Below are 16,281 nucleotides of genomic sequence, written 5' to 3' on the forward strand. Positions count from 1 at the left end.
GTATTTTGTTTATTTTTTATCAAATAAATACTACTTTCGGTAGTCTGGCTGGTGACTTAATAACAAATATTTTGTTTGTTCTTCCTGTGGCGACTCGCAAACGCTTTTAGCTGTGCCTTTTTCAATAATTTTTCCCTGATGTAATACTAGGATTTGATCACTCATGTGTTTGACTAAGTGCATATTATGCGCAACAAAAATATAGCTAGTCCCTTTTGCCTTTTGTATCTTTAGCAATAGGTTGACGATTTTAAATCGCAGTGAAATATCTAATGTAGACAAAATTTCATCGGCAATAATAATGTCAGGATTTAAGATCATGGCACGAGCGATAGCCACTTGGTGTTTTTGAACACTGGAAAGCATATTAGGATAAAAAGCTAAATAATCAGGTAATAATCCCACTAATTTCAAGGTTTCCAGAATTTGTTGATGGCGTTGCTTGTCATTTAAATCTGTATTTAATTGTAAAGGTGCATGTAGTATTTTCCCTACCGTCGTTTTAGGGTTTAACGAACTACTTGGGTCTTGAAAAATCATGCGTATAGACAAACAACGTTGCTGAGAGTTAAGCGAGCTAAGATGCTGTCCTTTTACGTATATATCTCCGGAGTTTGCTATTAACATACCGCCAATCGTCCTGACCAATGCACTTTTTCCAGATCCACTTTCACCAACCACAGCCAATGTTTGACCCGGCTCTAGGGTAAAGCTGACAGGTCCGAAAGCGAGTTGCTCACGACTACTGAGAATACCCGTTGCATGTTTAAAGCTTTTACACAGATCCGTTACTTTTAATAACGGCTGCACATTTAGCTCACTTTGGTTGGATAGTGACATCGGAAACTATGGCCTTTTTTAGTCGTTAAAGTAGGGTTTTCAACACATATCTTTTGTGCTCTAGGGCATCTAGGCCCCAGTCGGCAACCGATCGGTAATTGGTTAGAAGAAGGAATATTACCGGGTAATGTGTACAGTTGCGCTTTATGCTCATTAAATTGCACATTATTGATCAATGTTTTTAACATCGATTGTGTATAGGGGTGCATTGCACTGCCCATTATTTGCTTATAAGATCCTGATTCAACCGTTTGTCCACAATAAACTAAGGTCATGTAATCGGATATGTTACTAGTATTGGCAAAATTATTACTCAATATAAGCAGAGTCGTATTATTTAATTGGTTAAGTTTGTACAGCAAGCGAAATATTTGTGATTGGGTAACCGCTTCCATTGCAGTGGTTGGCTCATCGGCAATAATCAAACGTGGATTATTAGCAATTGCCATAGCAATCATCACTTTCTGGCAAACACCTTCCGAAAGTTGGTGTGGGAAACAATTTAATACTGCCACATCGTTCTGAATACCTACTTTGTGCAACAACTCTTTTATTTGTAAGCGTCGTGATTGTACGTTTACTTTTTTAATCTTGGTCAATATCAAACGAAAGCGTTGTTGCCAAGTTTTTTTGGGTAAAACCGATTCAATTTGAACGCGTATTTTTTGACTTGGATCTAGGTAAGAGCTGGGCTCTTGAAAAATAACTGAAATCTCTTTACCTAGGATTTGACGTCGTTCTTTATGCGTGAGTTTTGCTAAATCTGTCTTGCCTAGAAACATACGGTCAGCCGTAACCGTCCAGTTACTGTTATGTAAACCTAATATAGCTTTAGCGATCAGGGTTTTACCTGACCCTGACTCACCAATCAAACCATGGATTGAACCATCCACTATATTTAATGAGGCTTTATCGATAACGCGAATTTTTCCCTGTGCAGTATCAATATCAATGCTTAGGTTTCTGATATCTAATAAAGCCATTATTCTTCACCTTCGAGTACTGCGTGCCGTAAACCTTCTGAAAGTACATTTACGATAATAATTACTGTGAAAATAGCAATCCCTGGGAAAGTAACCAACCAAGGAGAAAGATAAATTAGTTCCATACTACTGGCGATGATAGAGCCTAATTCAGTTTGGGGTAATTGAGCACCAAAACCTAAAAAACCTAGTGTAGCAATTTCGATAATAGCCATGGTAAATAAACGGTTAATAATAGTAATGGTTGGCTCTAAAATATTAGGCAAAATTCCGTATCTAAATAAGCGTGTTTTTGTTGCACCATCTAGTTGTATCGCAACAATATATTGTTTACTTAGTTCTTGTTCAATGGCCAAAAAACTAGAACGTATGAATTGCGGTAACAATGAAAGAGATATAGCAATCAAACAGTTTGTATAACTTGGTCCAAAGATAGTGATCAGTATTAATGCAGAAAGTAATGTTGGAATCGCTAACAAAGCATCTAACAAGTGATGTAAAACACTTGCTTTAACACCTTTTGTAAGGGCCGCAGCAGCCCCGATAAGCATTCCAATTATACCGACCAATAGCGTAATGAGTAGTGCGCCACCTAAAGTAAGTTGTAGTCCATGAAATAAACGAGAGAGTGAGTCTCGACCTAAATCATCGGTTCCCAAAATATGGTTAATATCTCCTCCCTCGACCCAATACGGAGGTAATAACATGCTCTCTGGGTTTTGTGCCAAGGGAGAATGTGGCACAAACCAAGGGGCAAATAGCGAGACAATAATCAAAACAATAATTAACCACATAGCGACTACTGCAATAGTTTTGGTTTTAAAAATGGACCAAATATAACCTAGTGGTGATTGAATTTTATCTTCATTAAAGCCGTTATTTATCAGCATATAAGGAACCTCGTCTTAATGGACTAATAATAACCATGAGAATTTCTATGAAAATACTGAATGATAAAATAAATCCGCTAATAATTAATATACCAGCAGGTAATACTAAATAATCACCTGTTTTCAATGAAATAAATAACCATTTTCCAATACCATTTAAGTTAAATACAATTTCAATGGTCATCGCAAAAGATATGATGGTGCTTAATTGCAGCCGTAATTGCGGAATAATAGGGGGCAGTGCATTTTTTAATGCATGTGCAAAAACGATTTTTGTTCGAGAAAAACCTTTTGCATAGGCGGCTTGTATATAATTACTGCGCATCACCATGGTCATGGAATGACGGGTTAAACGTACAATTTCAGTGATTAAGAAAAATGATAAAACTAATGCAGGCAGAATTAAATGTGCAACACGGTCTATAAATGCAAATAGCTCGTACTGTTCGGTAACCATTAATGTATCAATTAACAAAAATCCAGTCACAACGGGTACTTCATAAATTAAACTTAAGTTTCCATCAACGGGTAAAACTTGGCCCCACACACTGGGTAATAATACCGCCATTACGCCCACCCAAAAAACAGGTAAAGCGAGTCCAATAATGGCAATTGTCATGATTCCATAATCTAAGCGTGTATTTCTGAATAAACCCGCCAATAAACCGAGTGGAATGGCGATAATGCTGGAGAAGATTAAAGCTGTGAAACAAAGTTCTAATGTCGAAGCAAAAAAGATTAGACCACGATCAAGCAGCGCTTGGTTATCCACCGAAGAGTGCCCTAAATTACCATTAAGAATATTCCATAGATAAGAAAAATATTGGCTGATGTATCCATTATGGCTTACTACTGCGTCAGCGTTGACCGAGACAATACGGTCCACAGCAAAGGCGATGATAGTTAATATCAACGCAGTAATTAATAATAGGTTCAAACGTCTTAGTAAAAATGACAGCATATTAATTCAAATCTTGTTTAATGGCATTTTGGAAATTAATACCAGTTAATGGATTGACTTCAACATTTAAAATTGATTTCGAAATAGCATCCAACCTTAATACATGTGCAATAGGCAGGTAAGGGCGTTGCTTATAAATTTCGTCTTGAATCTGATAATAGTTTTTAATACGTTGTGCAAAATTAGACTCTGTTAATGACTGGTCTAACAATACTTGTATTTTTGGTGAGCACCAATGGCTGCTGTTGCCCGTTTCTGCGGTCGAATTACAGCTTAAAAGCGGTCTAAAAATACTATCAGGGTCGTTAATATGCACATTAATGCCGGTTAAATAGGTATCGTAATCACCACTTCTTAAACGTGCTTTTAAAGCCGCACCACTTAAATTGATAATATCTGTTTTAATACCAATATCACCTAAGTTAGCTTGGATTAATTCCGCTGTTTTATGGAAGTTAGGATTAAATACATCGGAACTATCAGGCAATAAAATCGTTAACGTTTTAGAAAAATCGTAATTTAATAATGTTAAGTTTTGTCGTGCTTTATCTGGGTCGTATTGATCGTTTTCAAATCGAGGTTTTAATGCCCATGACTGTTTACTTAATAACGTATCCGTTTGTATTGCACTTTGAAAATAAACAGCCTGTAAAATGGTTTTTTTATCAATAGCCTGCGAAAGTGCTTGGCGTACCTGATAATTCTTTAAAATATCTCGCTTTGTATTAAATGCCCACAACGCAATGTTTTCCGTTGATTTACTGTTTAGGGTAATATTTTTATTTTTACTTAACGCTTCTAATTGGCTCGCTGCAGGGTAAGAGATTGCATCACATTCGCCAGATAATAATTTGGTGTAACGCTTGGTTGCACTTGGGTTAGTAAAATAAATTAAGTTTTGAATATTGGTCATTGATTGCCAATAAAGTGCATGTTTTTTATAACGGATAGTGCCGTTACTATCAAAACTTTTAAATTTAAAAGGCCCAGTTCCGATCGGTTGGAAGTCCAAATTCTCTGGCTGGCCTTGTTGTATCAACTGATTTGCATATTCCTGAGAATGGATCACTGCGTAATGTGCTGCAAGATTTGCAAGTAACGTTACATCGGGTTTAACTAAAACAAACTCAACGGTATGATCGTCAATCTTATTAATTTCAGATAATAAATTAGTGAAAGGATGATTATAAAAATAGTTTTCAGCTTGATTATTCACCATATGATAGGGATGTTGGTAATCTAGCATGCGATTAAAACTAAATAACACATCATCAGCATTGAAAAAGCGAGTTGGTTTAAAGAAGTCTGTTTGGTGAAAGCTAATGTTGCTGCGCAATGTAAACCGGTAACGTAATTTATCATCGCTACGTTGCCAACTTTCAGCTAAGTCAGGAATGAATTTATTGGTTTTAGAGTCAATGGTGACTAAGCGGCTATAAATTTGATGTGTGGTTGCATCTAGGCTCGCAATATCATGACTAATTTGAGGATTAAACGAAGTAGGTAAACTTTCAGTGCAATAGATAAGAGTATTTTGTGTTAGTGCTTTATTTTGATAACAGCCGCTAAGGGTTGTGATAAAGAACAATAAGCATATTAAACGCATAAAGCTATTCTATTCCATTAGAGTGAGGTGTGTAATTTAACATTAGCGCCGCTTAATTAACATATTAAATATGCGTAAACCTATTCGTTCTTGCTAAAGATAGTAATAAAGTATCGATTTAATGCATTAGGTCATCATTATGCCTAACATTTCTTCAACCCATGCCTCGCTGGTAGTCGAATTTTAGCTTACAGTTCCTTGTATCTTAAAGAGTAAGCACTATAAATCATTTTATTTTGCTTAATGATTTTTAATTAATTACCTTTAAGTGACCACCTTCAAGTCATCACCATTAAACAATTACTTCTAATTTAGTGACAATACGATAGCACAATATAATGGCGGCTAAGCCAAATATAATGCTACCTAAAGCTTGCCCAATCAATATGCCTTGAGCGCCATAATAATAGGCACCGATACTCACAAAAGGAACCGTTCCTAAAGACATTTTTCCAAGATTCAATAAGGTGGCCATTTTAGGCCGACCAACATTATTCAGAAAAGACATCGCGACTAAATTCATTGCAACAAATATAAAGCTAACGCTGACATATTGACAAAAAAAGCGGATTAACATTCCAGTATCTGGGCCAGCATTAAATAAAGTGACAAGGTATTCTTGCATTAGTGACAGGGTTAATGCTAAAACAAAGACATATTTAATAATAAAGTTAAGTGATTGATTTAAAGTTGTTTTGACGCGTTTAAACTGCCTTGCACCCAAGTTTTGGCTGATGATAGGGCCGATTGCGCCAGGCATTGCAAACAACATCACAAAAGCGACGGGGATCAAACGACTAATGATTGCCCAGCCAGCAACAAAACTACCGCCAAATTTAGCCATTTCATAAGTAATATACAAATGACTCAGTGGTGTGGCGATTTGTGTTAATGCAGCAGGAATAGCAACTGCACTAATATTTCTCATGTGCTTGATAAAATCAACAAAAGTAATGCGACTAATAAAACCACAAACCACAATTAGATAAAAGGTGGCAATCAATAACATCACGCTTCTCGCAACGATTGCTGCAATGGCTGCCCCTTCAATATTTAACTTAAAGTAAAAGATAAACAGAGGATCGAGAATAATATTACATATACCACCTGCTAGGGTGCAATACATACCTAATTTAGGTTTACCTAATGACCGTAATGTAGCTGTGATCTGCATTGCCATGGCAATCAGTGGAAAAGAAAAAATGGTTATTTTTAAATAAGCACTGGCTGCATCTAAAGCAATACCATTGGCACCTATTAATGTTAATAGGTGGTTAGCATTAAAAAAAACAGTAAGGGTAATTAGAGAACTAATTAATAAGGTTATTAGGTAACAGCTCATTGAAGCTTGTTTGGCTTGCTGCTGCTGCTGGCCTTGACCTATTAACTTGGCAACGACAGCGGAGTTCGCAATGACCATAGCAATGGTCAATGAGGTGGTAAAAAATAACAGGGCTGCTGCATAGGCAATGGCAGCAACCAAGTGAGGTTGATTTAATAAACTAATAAAATAGATATTAATCAAATCAACAACAAAAAACACGCTTAAGGCCACCGCATTAGTCAGCGCCATTTTTAATATATGCTCAGGAATATTACCCTGTGTAAATTTAGCCGCGAATGAACTCATTGATTAACGTGTAAATTTGCAAATTTATCCAGCAGCTGTTGCTCTGTTTCAACATGCTTAGGATCGATAATGATACAGTTGATAGGGCAAACTGCGACGCAGGTTGCCTGTTCATAAAAACCCACACATTCAGTACATAAATCTGGATTGATTTCATATATTTCAGCCCCAAAGGTGATTGCTTCATTAGGACATTCTGGATCGCACATATCACAGTTGATGCAACTGTCTTCTATTAATAAAGCCATGTTATTTACTATGCGGGTTACGAGTGTCAGTACCCTGAGTCAAGTTTCTCATCAGTAAACCGTGGCTTAAATCTATCTCTTTTGGTACTGGAATATATAGGACATGGCCTGAACCCGGTGCCACATCGACTAATTCACCTTTACGGTTATGTAACTCTTCTAACTTAAAGTTGAGGTTACCCTGCGGTGTCATTAGCTCTAGTTTGTCTCCGACTAAAAACTTATTTTTTACATTTATTTCAGCAAGGCCTTGTTGATTACGTCCAGTAATTTCACCAACAAACTGCTGAGTCTCACTGATTGAATAACCGTAATCATAATTTTGGTATTGGTCATGAGTATGACGGCTTAAGAAACCTTCGGTGTAACCTCGATGAGCCAGGTTTTCTAATGAACTCATTAATGATGGGTCAAAAGGACGACCTGCAATAGCGTCATCCATCGCTTTACGGTATACCTGAGCGGTACGAGCACAATAATAGAAACTTTTAGTGCGACCTTCTATTTTTAAAGAGTGTACACCCATTTTTAAAAGACGTTCGACATGCTGAATCGCACGAAGGTCTTTAGAGTTCATAATATAAGTACCATGCTCATCTTCAAAAGCAGGCATATATTCATTCGGTCTTCCTTCTTCTTGTAATAAGAAAATTTGATCCGTGGTCTCGCCACTACCTAACGTTGGCTCAGGTTTATGGATAGCAACAATATCACCGGTTTCATTTTCCGTCGCTTCATGGGCATCGTATTTCCAGCGACAAGAGTTTGTGCATGTACCTTGGTTGGGATCGCGTTTGTTAATGTAGCCTGACAACAAACAACGGCCAGAATAAGCCATACATAGTGCACCATGAACAAATACTTCGATTTCAATTTCAGGGCAATGGAAGCGAATATCTTCAATTTCATCCAGAGAAAGTTCACGCGACAAAATTACGCGTTCAATACCTTGTTGGTACCAAAACTTTACCGTGGCCCAGTTAACTGCATTCGCTTGCACACTCAAATGAATTGGCATGTCAGGAAAAACTTCACGTACCATCATGATTAAACCCGGGTCAGACATGATTAATGCGTCGGGTTTTAAATCAACCACGGGTTTCATATCGCGGATAAATGTTTTTAGTTTAGAGTTATGTGGTTGAATATTGCACACTACATATAATTTTTTACCCTGTGCATGGGCTTCATTGATGCCTATTTGAAGCTTTTCAAGATTGAATTCATTATTTCTAACTCGTAAAGAGTAACGAGGTTGACCTGCATAAACAGCATCGGCCCCATAGGCAAAAGCGTAACGCATGTTCTTTAAACTACCTGCAGGGGATAATAATTCTGGTTTCATCTAAGCCTCTTCAATATAAAATTTGGACATTCCCACAAAAGGAAAGCGGGCATTCTACTTGTTTTTGTAAAAAAGGTGTAGCTGAAGGCTGGAAATATTGAGTATTGATGATAAATGGCAAAAAATGGTCGGAATAGGCATACTGAGGTGATAATTAGTTTCACATTTAATAAACGCACCTCTATACTAGCGAATAATTTTCTTACTGATTATCAGAGATTTACTCTGGATATCTTTCAACATCGTTTTTAAATATTAGGTTTTACATGGAAAACACAGAAAAGTTTACAAATAACAAACAAATCATTGCCTTCTTAACGGAACAGTTTCCAGCTTGCTTCATCGCTAGTGCTGAGCCTGCAAAACCATTAAAAATTGGTGTGTTTCAAGAACTAGCAACTCGTCTAGAGAATGAAACTCGCGTCAGTAAAACACAGCTTCGTGGTGCGTTACGTCAATACACAATGAGTTGGCGTTACTTACACTGTGTAAAAGCAGGTGCAAAACGTGTCGATTTAGATGGTGTTGAAGGGGATGAAGTTTCTCAAGAGCATGCTGACCACGCGCAATTGTCGCTAAAAGAAAGTAAAGAAAAAGCATTTGCGAACAAGAAAAAAACAGACGCCAATAAAGCACCAGCTCGTGCTGCTAAAAAAGTGACTGTGCCAAGTCGTAAAAAAGAAGCGCCTAAAAAAGCAGTTAAAAAACCTGAGATTGACTTAAGTCAGTATAAAGAAGCTAATCATAATGAACTTAAAGTATCGCAATCAGTCAAAGTTCTTTTAGGAAAATCGCCTGTTTCGGCAACCGTTGTTGAAATTTTAAAAGAAGAAGTTCAAGTGCAACTAGACTCAGGAATGGTTGTAAAAGTTAAAGCTAAGCATTTAATCGTATAAAAGGTATTTTAATGAATAAACTCTTTCGTCATGCATTAATTCTATCCCAAATCATTTTTATCGGAGTTGCTTTTGCTTCTTCCTCAAATGTAGATTTAAAAGATATCCCGCAATTGCATCAAGAGTCTCAGCATGCAAAAGTGGCGAAACGAGTGAGCGATTTATTTAGTCGCTCTCATTATAAATATATGCCTTTAGATGACCAGTTGTCTGAAAAAGTGTTCAATCGTTATATTGAACAGCTTGATTACAATAAACAGATCTTCATGCAAAGTGATATTGATGCGATTAAAGCTTATCAATATTCATTTGATGATAATCTTAAATTTGGTCAACTTGAACCTGCCTACAAAATCTACCAACTTAACTTAACGCGACGTTTTGAACGTTTTACCTACGCTTTGTCGTTACTAGATAAAGAGATTACTTTTGATACTGAAGAAGAATATCAATATGACCGTAGTAAAGCTCAATGGGCAAAAGATAAGCAAGCGTTAGATAAACTATGGCATGCGCGAGTTAAATCTGATGCATTAACGTTAAAATTAGCTGATAAAAAATGGCCTGAAATTAAAACGTTATTAACTAAACGTTATACTTATGCACTCAAACATTTAACTCAAACTGAAAGTGAAGATGTATTCCAAGCTTTCATGAATGCCTATGCACACACAATAGAGCCTCACACTAGTTACTTATCGCCACGTAATGCTGAACGTTTTAAAATGGAAATGAATCTTTCTCTTGAAGGGATTGGTGCGGTTTTACAACTTGAAGATGATTACACAGTGATCCGGAGTTTAGTTCCTGGTGGTCCAGCTGATAAGTCAAAACAATTGGCTAAAGATGATAAAATCATTGGTGTTGGTCAAGAAGGCGAAAAAATCATAGATGTTGTGGGCTGGCGTTTAGATGATATTGTTGAGCTTATTAAAGGTCCGAAAGGCACCAAGGTTAAGTTACAAATTTTGTCGGGTAAAGCCGGCGATATTAATAAAGTTATCGAAATTGTGCGTGAAAAAATTCACCTTGAAGACAGAGAGGCAAAATCATCTGTACAAGTGATTAATGGCGAAAATATTGGTGTCATTACCATTCCAAGTTTTTACATCAAACTCAGTGAAGACGTAGAACGTGAATTAGACATCTTAGCTAAAAAAGATGTAAAAGGGATTGTGATTGATCTTCGTAATAACGGTGGTGGAGCATTAAGTGAAGCAACACTATTAACAGGTTTATTTATTAAAACAGGTCCAGTTGTTCAAGTGAGAGATAGCCGTCAGCAAATTGCTGTGCAAGCCGATGATGATGACAATATCGCTTATAATGGTCCTTTGACGGTATTAATCAATCGTAATAGTGCTTCTGCATCAGAAATATTTGCCGCTGCACTACAGGATTATGGCCGTGCCATTATTATAGGTGAACAAAGCTTTGGTAAAGGTACTGTGCAACAACATCGTCGTATCGCACGTTACTACGATACCAACCAAGATGCAGTCGGTTCAGTACAATATACCATTGCTAAATTTTATCGTATTAATGGTGGCAGCACACAAAATAAAGGGGTTATCCCTGACATTGCTTTCCCAAGCGGTATTGACCCACAAGATACAGGTGAAAGTTTAGAAAAAAATGCATTACCTTGGGATAATATTCGTTCTGCTAAATATCGAAAAGTCGCTGATTTAGATAAAGGAATTAAACAATTAATAGAAGCTCATCAATTACGCATCAAAAAAGAAATTGAGTTTAATTATTTGGCTGACGATATTGCAGATTATCGTGCCGATAAAGATAAAACCAGTATTTCGCTAGTTGAAAACGTACGTGTTAATGAACGCGAAGTAAAAGAAGCTGAAAATTTACAGCGCACTAATGAGCGACTAAAGCGTGCCGGGTTAAAAGAGGTCACGTCTTTAGACGATATTCCGGATGATTTTGAGCCCCTTGACGCATTTTTGATAGAAGCTAGCCACATTACGTTAGATTACGCTAATCTATAGGTAACTGTTTGGTGTTAATAATAAAACCGACTTTTATAGTCGGTTTTTTTGTTTTTAAAAGGAATTTTTATGTTTAAACCATGGCTAGATAAATACCCTGAAGGTATTAACAGTGAAATAGATGAAAGCTCATTGATTAATTTAGTTGATATGTTTGAACAAACATTTCAACAACATCCAGAACATATTGCTTTTATCAATATGGATGAAACGCTGACCTATGCAGAGTTAGACCTTCAATCAAGGAAAATTGCAGTCTATCTGCAACAAACTTCGCAACTTGCGAAGGGGGACCGTGTCGCGATCATGATGCCAAATCTATTGCAATACCCTATTATTTTATTAGGCGTTTTAAGAGCGGGGTTGGTGGTCGTCAATATAAACCCACTGTATACCGCATCAGAATTAAAGCATCAGCTTAATGACTCAGGCGCAAAAGCTATTTTTATTGTGTCTAATTATGCACAAACGCTACAGAGTATTGTGAAACAAACTCAAATCAAGCATGTGGTGCTAACTAAAATTGGTGATGCATTACCTTTATTAAAGAGAAAGTTCGTTAACTTTATTGTTTCCTATGTCAAACGAATGGTACCCAAGTATCAGTTGCCTAGTGCAAAAAGTTATCGTAATGCACTTAAAGAGGGTGATAAAGGGCAATACATTCGTCCTGTGATTAATTTAGATGATATCGCACTGATACAATATACGGGAGGAACTACAGGTGTTTCAAAAGGGGCGGTAATGACTCAGCGTAATATGGCGGCGAGTTTAGCGCAGGCAGACGCTGTATTTGGTTTAACTGTTGATCAAGAAAGCGAAATAATGGTCACTGCATTACCTCTTTATCATGCATTTGCGCTGACGGTTAATTGTCTATTTTTTATTAAAAAAGGTGGCACTAATTTATTGATCACTAATCCTCGTGATCTCGATACTTTTATAAAAACCTTAAGTAAGTATAAATTTACCTTCTTTACTGCATTGAATACATTATTCAACGCGTTACTACATCATCCTAAAATTAATGACGTAGACTTTTCTTCGCTAAAAATAACTATCGCAGGGGGCATGGCAACACAAACTAAAGTCGCTAATTTGTGGAAAGAAGTTACAGGCAGTACGGTCATTGAGGGCTATGGATTAACGGAGTGTGCTCCTATGGTAAGTGTCAACTCTTATAATGTGACAGCGCATGATGGTTCAATTGGGTTACCTATGCCTGGAACTGATTTACGCTTAGTCGATGATAATAATAGCGTTATCGAAGATTATAACAGCCCGGGTGAAATAGAAATTAAAGGGCCTCAAGTCATGCCGCACTATTGGCAAAATGAGGAAGAAACTGCGTTAGCGTTTAATGATGGCTGGTTTAAAAGTGGTGATATTGGTCTATTTGATGAACAAGGTTTATTACGTTTAGTTGACCGTAAAAAAGACATGATATTAGTGTCAGGCTTTAATGTTTACCCTAATGAAATAGAAGATACTGTGGTACAAATGCAAGGGGTCTCAGAGGCTGCTGTCGTAGGAGTTAATGATGAGCAGTCTGGTGAGAGCGTGAAACTGTTTGTGGTGTTAGATGATTACAAAGTCACCGTTGAAATGATTAAACACCATTGTGAAGGTCAATTAACGCGATATAAACAGCCTAAATTGATAGAAATAGTGAGCGAGCTACCAAAAAATAACGTGGGCAAAGTGTTACGCCGTTTATTAAAAGACAGATAACTTTCTTGGCTTAACACTCTATGGCTTCAGTGCTTACCATTTTTATCTGCGTTTTTGTATAGACAATGATTCTGCCAAGAGCAGTATTTAAAGGTGACGATTGTGTAATTAACGTATGGGAGTGTGGTTAACTTAATGCCAATGATTAAGGTATTAAATAATCGATAGCATTAAATAATTAGCTGTATTAAACACTTCGCATATCATACCTATCTAGTCACTACTCGTACTTACCTAGTACCAAATAGTACCGAGCGAATGCGAACTGTATTTTTATTGCTGATAATAATCAATGGGTAACACAACTAGGTTAATATTATCTGGGTTGGCATCAACAAAACTTAAGTTGTTGTACCAGTCTCCCACATCAAAGCGTTGCCCAGCCTTATCATTAACAGTCAAATCATGTACAAAAGCTTGGTGCGTATGGCCATGAATTAAACGTTGTACTTGATGTAATGTCATCAAACGATGCACTTCTTGCTCTGTCACGCCCATCATATTCGTATTTTTATATACTTTTTTAGATTGGCTCGCAGTGCGGATCTTCCAACCAATACGCTTGCGCAGCTTGAGTGGTAAGCAATTAAAAATAAATTGCATTACAGGGTTATGGATCACTTTACGCATACGTTGATAGTTTTTATCAAACAAACACAAAGTATCACCGTGCATAATTAATGTTTTAGTTCCGTATAAATCTATTTCGGTATGCTCTGGTAATAAAGTCATTGAAGACTGCTGTGCATAACGTTTGCCAATCATAAAGTCTCGGTTACCGTGAATATAGAAAATTTGAGTGTTATTTTTTTTAGCATAAGCTGTTAATTTCTGCGCAACTTCATCCATTAAAGGAGTATGTTCATCATCTCCTATCCACACCTCAAACATATCACCAAGGATATAAAGTGTTTCAGCATTAGCTGCTTCTTTTTCAAGAAAAGCAAAAAAGGCATCGCTTATATGACGATGATTTTCGCTGAGATGTAAGTCTGCAATGAATAAAGTGCGCATAATCAGTTACGCTACGGTAACGTTAGTGATCACAACGTCATCTAGTGGCACATCTTGATGAACATAATGTGCATTACCTGTTGCTACGCCTTTGATTTTATCTACTACATCTTCACCAGCGACTACTTTAGCGAATACACAGTATCCCCAACCATCAGTTGTTTCTGATTTAAAATCTAAAAATTTGTTATCGCCGACATTGATAAAAAATTGTGCAGAAGCTGAATGCGGTTCCATAGTACGCGCCATTGCTACTGAATATTTTACGTTTGATAAGCCGTTATTTGCTTCGTTTTTAATAGGCTTTTGGCTGTCTTTCTCTTCCATGCCCGGTGCAAAACCACCCCCTTGAATCATGAAACCATCAATAACACGGTGAAAAATGGTGTTATCGTAATGACCACTTGTTGCATATTTAATGAAATTAGCCACTGTTTTAGGTGCTTTCTCTTCATTCATTTCTAATGTGATGTCGCCAAAATTTGTATGTAAAGTAATCATTGTTAAATCCTATCTTCAAAAAGAGCATTATCATACCTCAACTCGTTAATTCATTAAATACAAAGGATGAATTTGTCACTTGGTCAGGTTAGAATAGGCGTTTTTACAGTAATCGCATTGGATGGAAAATGTTAAAAATCTACAACACCTTAACTCGAACTAAAGAAGAATTTAAACCCCTTGTCGCAGGCAAAGTGGGAATGTATGTGTGTGGTGTTACCATCTATGATTACTGTCATATAGGACATGGTCGCACATTTGTTGCTTTTGATACCGTGGCTCGCTACTTACGTTTTAGTGGTTACGACTTAACTTTTATCCGTAACATTACAGATGTAGACGACAAAATTATTAAACGTGCCAATGAAAACGGCGAGACTTGTGACCAATTAACGGCTCGTTTTACTGATGCAATGCATGCGGACTTTGATGCATTGAATATGATCAGACCCGATATTGAACCACGAGTAACGGATCACATGCCTGAAGTGATCGAAATGATATCAACACTGATAGCAAAAAATCATGCCTATGTTTCTGACTCTGGTGATGTGCTTTTTTCTGTCTCATCATTCCCAGAATATGGCCAATTAAGCGGTCAAAATCTTGAAATGTTGCAGGCCGGTTCTCGTGTTGAAGTTGAAGATAGTAAACATGACCCATTAGATTTTGTGCTATGGAAAATGGCGAAAAGTGGCGAACCATCATGGTCATCACCATGGGGAGAAGGTCGCCCAGGTTGGCACATTGAATGTTCAGCAATGAATAGAAAACATCTTGGTGAAGTGTTCGATATTCATGGCGGTGGGTCGGATTTAAGTTTCCCGCATCATGAAAATGAAATTGCGCAGTCATGTTGTGCACATCACGGTGAATACGTTAATACTTGGATGCATTCGGGTATGGTGCAAGTTGATAAAGTCAAAATGTCTAAGTCTTTAAATAACTTTTTCACTATCAAAGATGTATTAGATGTCTATGATAGTGAATCTGTTCGTTACTTTTTAATCTCTGGGCACTACCGTAGCCAACTTAATTATTCAGAAGATAATTTGAAACAAGCAAGAGCTAGCTTAGAGCGTTTATATACTGCTATACGTGATGTAGCTATCAGTGATATTGAGATTGATCAAGCAATTAAAGACAGTAAGTTCTATCAAGGCTTTGTGAAAGCGATGGATGATGACTTTAATACACCTGAAGCGTTGGCAGTATTATTTGATTTAGCCAAAGAGTTGAATCGTGTTAAAGCAACTGATCCTAAAAAAGCGGTTCTTTTGGGGAGCATGCTGGTCAAGTTTGCTAATGTGTTAGGTTTGTTAAGTCAAAATCCAGATCAGTTTTTACAAGGTGTGGGAAAAGATCATGAAAATGATCAACAAGTTGCTGAGATAGAAGCATTAATTTTACAACGTAATACGGCAAGGGCAAATAAAGATTGGCCAAGTGCTGATGATGCTCGTGATAAGTTAGCGGCATTAAATGTGGTGCTTGAAGATGGCCCTAATGGTACAACTTGGCGTAAAGTCTAATGCCTAGCCTTGCTGCGAATCGCTAAAAGAAAAGGACATCATTTGATGTCCTTTTTTTAGATTGGTTGTAATGGTTCGATTTACTACGCTTAGAAATT

At 37.1% G+C, this 16,281-nt stretch carries 14 protein-coding genes; 4 read left to right on the forward strand and 10 right to left on the reverse strand.

Going from position 1 to position 16,281, the window contains the following annotated elements:
• Positions 1-30: 30 nt before the first annotated feature.
• From H5084_RS13250 to yegQ, 8 genes are all read right to left on the reverse strand, one after another.
• The gene (locus tag H5084_RS13250) at positions 31-840 is read right to left on the reverse strand and encodes an ATP-binding cassette domain-containing protein (protein WP_051368961.1); all 810 of its coding nucleotides are present in this window, start codon (positions 838-840) and stop codon (positions 31-33) included.
• On the reverse strand, positions 813-1,823 hold the full coding sequence (locus H5084_RS13255) for an oligopeptide/dipeptide ABC transporter ATP-binding protein (protein WP_028867600.1): 1,011 nt from the start codon (positions 1,821-1,823) through the stop codon (positions 813-815). Before H5084_RS13255 ends, H5084_RS13250 begins: the two co-directional genes overlap by 28 nt.
• The gene (locus H5084_RS13260; RefSeq protein WP_028867599.1) at positions 1,823-2,713 is read right to left on the reverse strand and encodes an ABC transporter permease subunit; all 891 of its coding nucleotides are present in this window, start codon (positions 2,711-2,713) and stop codon (positions 1,823-1,825) included. Before H5084_RS13260 ends, H5084_RS13255 begins: the two co-directional genes overlap by 1 nt.
• Positions 2,700-3,674, reverse strand: a complete 975-nt coding sequence (locus H5084_RS13265; protein ID WP_028867598.1) for an ABC transporter permease subunit — start codon at positions 3,672-3,674, stop codon at positions 2,700-2,702. Before H5084_RS13265 ends, H5084_RS13260 begins: the two co-directional genes overlap by 14 nt.
• A 1-nt stretch (position 3,675) precedes the next feature.
• Positions 3,676-5,280: an ABC transporter substrate-binding protein gene (locus H5084_RS13270; protein ID WP_182690778.1), complete on the reverse strand. Its 1,605-nt coding sequence runs from the start codon at positions 5,278-5,280 to the stop codon at positions 3,676-3,678.
• 292 nt (positions 5,281-5,572) lie between these two features.
• Positions 5,573-6,910 carry an MATE family efflux transporter gene (locus H5084_RS13275; RefSeq protein ID WP_182690779.1) on the reverse strand — a complete coding sequence of 446 codons (1,338 nt, stop codon included), beginning with the start codon at positions 6,908-6,910 and terminating at the stop codon, positions 5,573-5,575.
• Positions 6,907-7,158, reverse strand: a complete 252-nt coding sequence (locus H5084_RS13280) for a YfhL family 4Fe-4S dicluster ferredoxin (RefSeq protein WP_182690780.1) — start codon at positions 7,156-7,158, stop codon at positions 6,907-6,909. Before H5084_RS13280 ends, H5084_RS13275 begins: the two co-directional genes overlap by 4 nt.
• 1 nt (position 7,159) lies before the next feature.
• Positions 7,160-8,503, reverse strand: a complete 1,344-nt coding sequence (gene yegQ, locus H5084_RS13285) for a tRNA 5-hydroxyuridine modification protein YegQ (RefSeq protein WP_182690781.1) — start codon at positions 8,501-8,503, stop codon at positions 7,160-7,162.
• Between the two features lie 266 nt (positions 8,504-8,769).
• On the opposite strand from yegQ, the gene proQ reads away from it, so the two are divergent.
• From proQ to H5084_RS13300, 3 genes are all read left to right on the forward strand, one after another.
• Entirely contained in the window at positions 8,770-9,399 is a 630-nt protein-coding gene (gene proQ / locus H5084_RS13290) for an RNA chaperone ProQ (protein WP_028867593.1), read from the forward strand.
• 11 nt (positions 9,400-9,410) lie between these two features.
• Positions 9,411-11,405: a carboxy terminal-processing peptidase gene (prc, locus tag H5084_RS13295; protein ID WP_182690782.1), complete on the forward strand. Its 1,995-nt coding sequence runs from the start codon at positions 9,411-9,413 to the stop codon at positions 11,403-11,405.
• Between the two features lie 69 nt (positions 11,406-11,474).
• Positions 11,475-13,136 carry an AMP-binding protein gene (locus H5084_RS13300; RefSeq protein WP_182690783.1) on the forward strand — a complete coding sequence of 554 codons (1,662 nt, stop codon included), beginning with the start codon at positions 11,475-11,477 and terminating at the stop codon, positions 13,134-13,136.
• A 273-nt stretch (positions 13,137-13,409) separates the two neighbouring features.
• Here the strand turns inward: H5084_RS13300 and H5084_RS13305 are convergent, their stop codons facing one another.
• Positions 13,410-14,150 carry a UDP-2,3-diacylglucosamine diphosphatase gene (locus tag H5084_RS13305; protein ID WP_028867590.1) on the reverse strand — a complete coding sequence of 247 codons (741 nt, stop codon included), beginning with the start codon at positions 14,148-14,150 and terminating at the stop codon, positions 13,410-13,412.
• Positions 14,151-14,156: 6 nt separating this feature from the next.
• Positions 14,157-14,651, reverse strand: a complete 495-nt coding sequence (locus H5084_RS13310; protein ID WP_182690784.1) for a peptidylprolyl isomerase — start codon at positions 14,649-14,651, stop codon at positions 14,157-14,159.
• A 128-nt stretch (positions 14,652-14,779) separates the two neighbouring features.
• On the opposite strand from H5084_RS13310, the gene cysS reads away from it, so the two are divergent.
• A complete protein-coding gene (gene cysS / locus H5084_RS13315; RefSeq protein ID WP_182690785.1) occupies positions 14,780-16,183 on the forward strand; it encodes a cysteine--tRNA ligase in 1,404 nt (467 codons plus the stop codon).
• Positions 16,184-16,281 lie beyond the last annotated feature (98 nt).

It is taken from the genome of Psychromonas sp. SR45-3 (assembly GCF_014163575.1).
GTDB classification, from domain to species: Bacteria; Pseudomonadota; Gammaproteobacteria; order Enterobacterales; family Psychromonadaceae; genus Psychromonas; species Psychromonas arctica.

Coding starts and splice junctions, on each gene's coding strand:
- proQ (WP_028867593.1), top strand. CDS start 8,770: ATGGAAAACACAGAAAAGTTTACAAATAACAAACAAATCATTGCCTTC.
- yegQ (WP_182690781.1), bottom strand. CDS start 8,503: ATGAAACCAGAATTATTATCCCCTGCAGGTAGTTTAAAGAACATGCGT.
- H5084_RS13260 (WP_028867599.1), bottom strand. CDS start 2,713: ATGCTGATAAATAACGGCTTTAATGAAGATAAAATTCAATCACCACTA.
- H5084_RS13275 (WP_182690779.1), bottom strand. CDS start 6,910: ATGAGTTCATTCGCGGCTAAATTTACACAGGGTAATATTCCTGAGCAT.
- H5084_RS13300 (WP_182690783.1), top strand. CDS start 11,475: ATGTTTAAACCATGGCTAGATAAATACCCTGAAGGTATTAACAGTGAA.
- H5084_RS13280 (WP_182690780.1), bottom strand. CDS start 7,158: ATGGCTTTATTAATAGAAGACAGTTGCATCAACTGTGATATGTGCGAT.
- H5084_RS13250 (WP_051368961.1), bottom strand. CDS start 840: ATGTCACTATCCAACCAAAGTGAGCTAAATGTGCAGCCGTTATTAAAA.
- H5084_RS13270 (WP_182690778.1), bottom strand. CDS start 5,280: ATGCGTTTAATATGCTTATTGTTCTTTATCACAACCCTTAGCGGCTGT.
- H5084_RS13310 (WP_182690784.1), bottom strand. CDS start 14,651: ATGATTACTTTACATACAAATTTTGGCGACATCACATTAGAAATGAAT.
- H5084_RS13305 (WP_028867590.1), bottom strand. CDS start 14,150: ATGCGCACTTTATTCATTGCAGACTTACATCTCAGCGAAAATCATCGT.
- prc (WP_182690782.1), top strand. CDS start 9,411: ATGAATAAACTCTTTCGTCATGCATTAATTCTATCCCAAATCATTTTT.
- H5084_RS13265 (WP_028867598.1), bottom strand. CDS start 3,674: ATGCTGTCATTTTTACTAAGACGTTTGAACCTATTATTAATTACTGCG.
- H5084_RS13255 (WP_028867600.1), bottom strand. CDS start 1,823: ATGGCTTTATTAGATATCAGAAACCTAAGCATTGATATTGATACTGCA.
- cysS (WP_182690785.1), top strand. CDS start 14,780: ATGTTAAAAATCTACAACACCTTAACTCGAACTAAAGAAGAATTTAAA.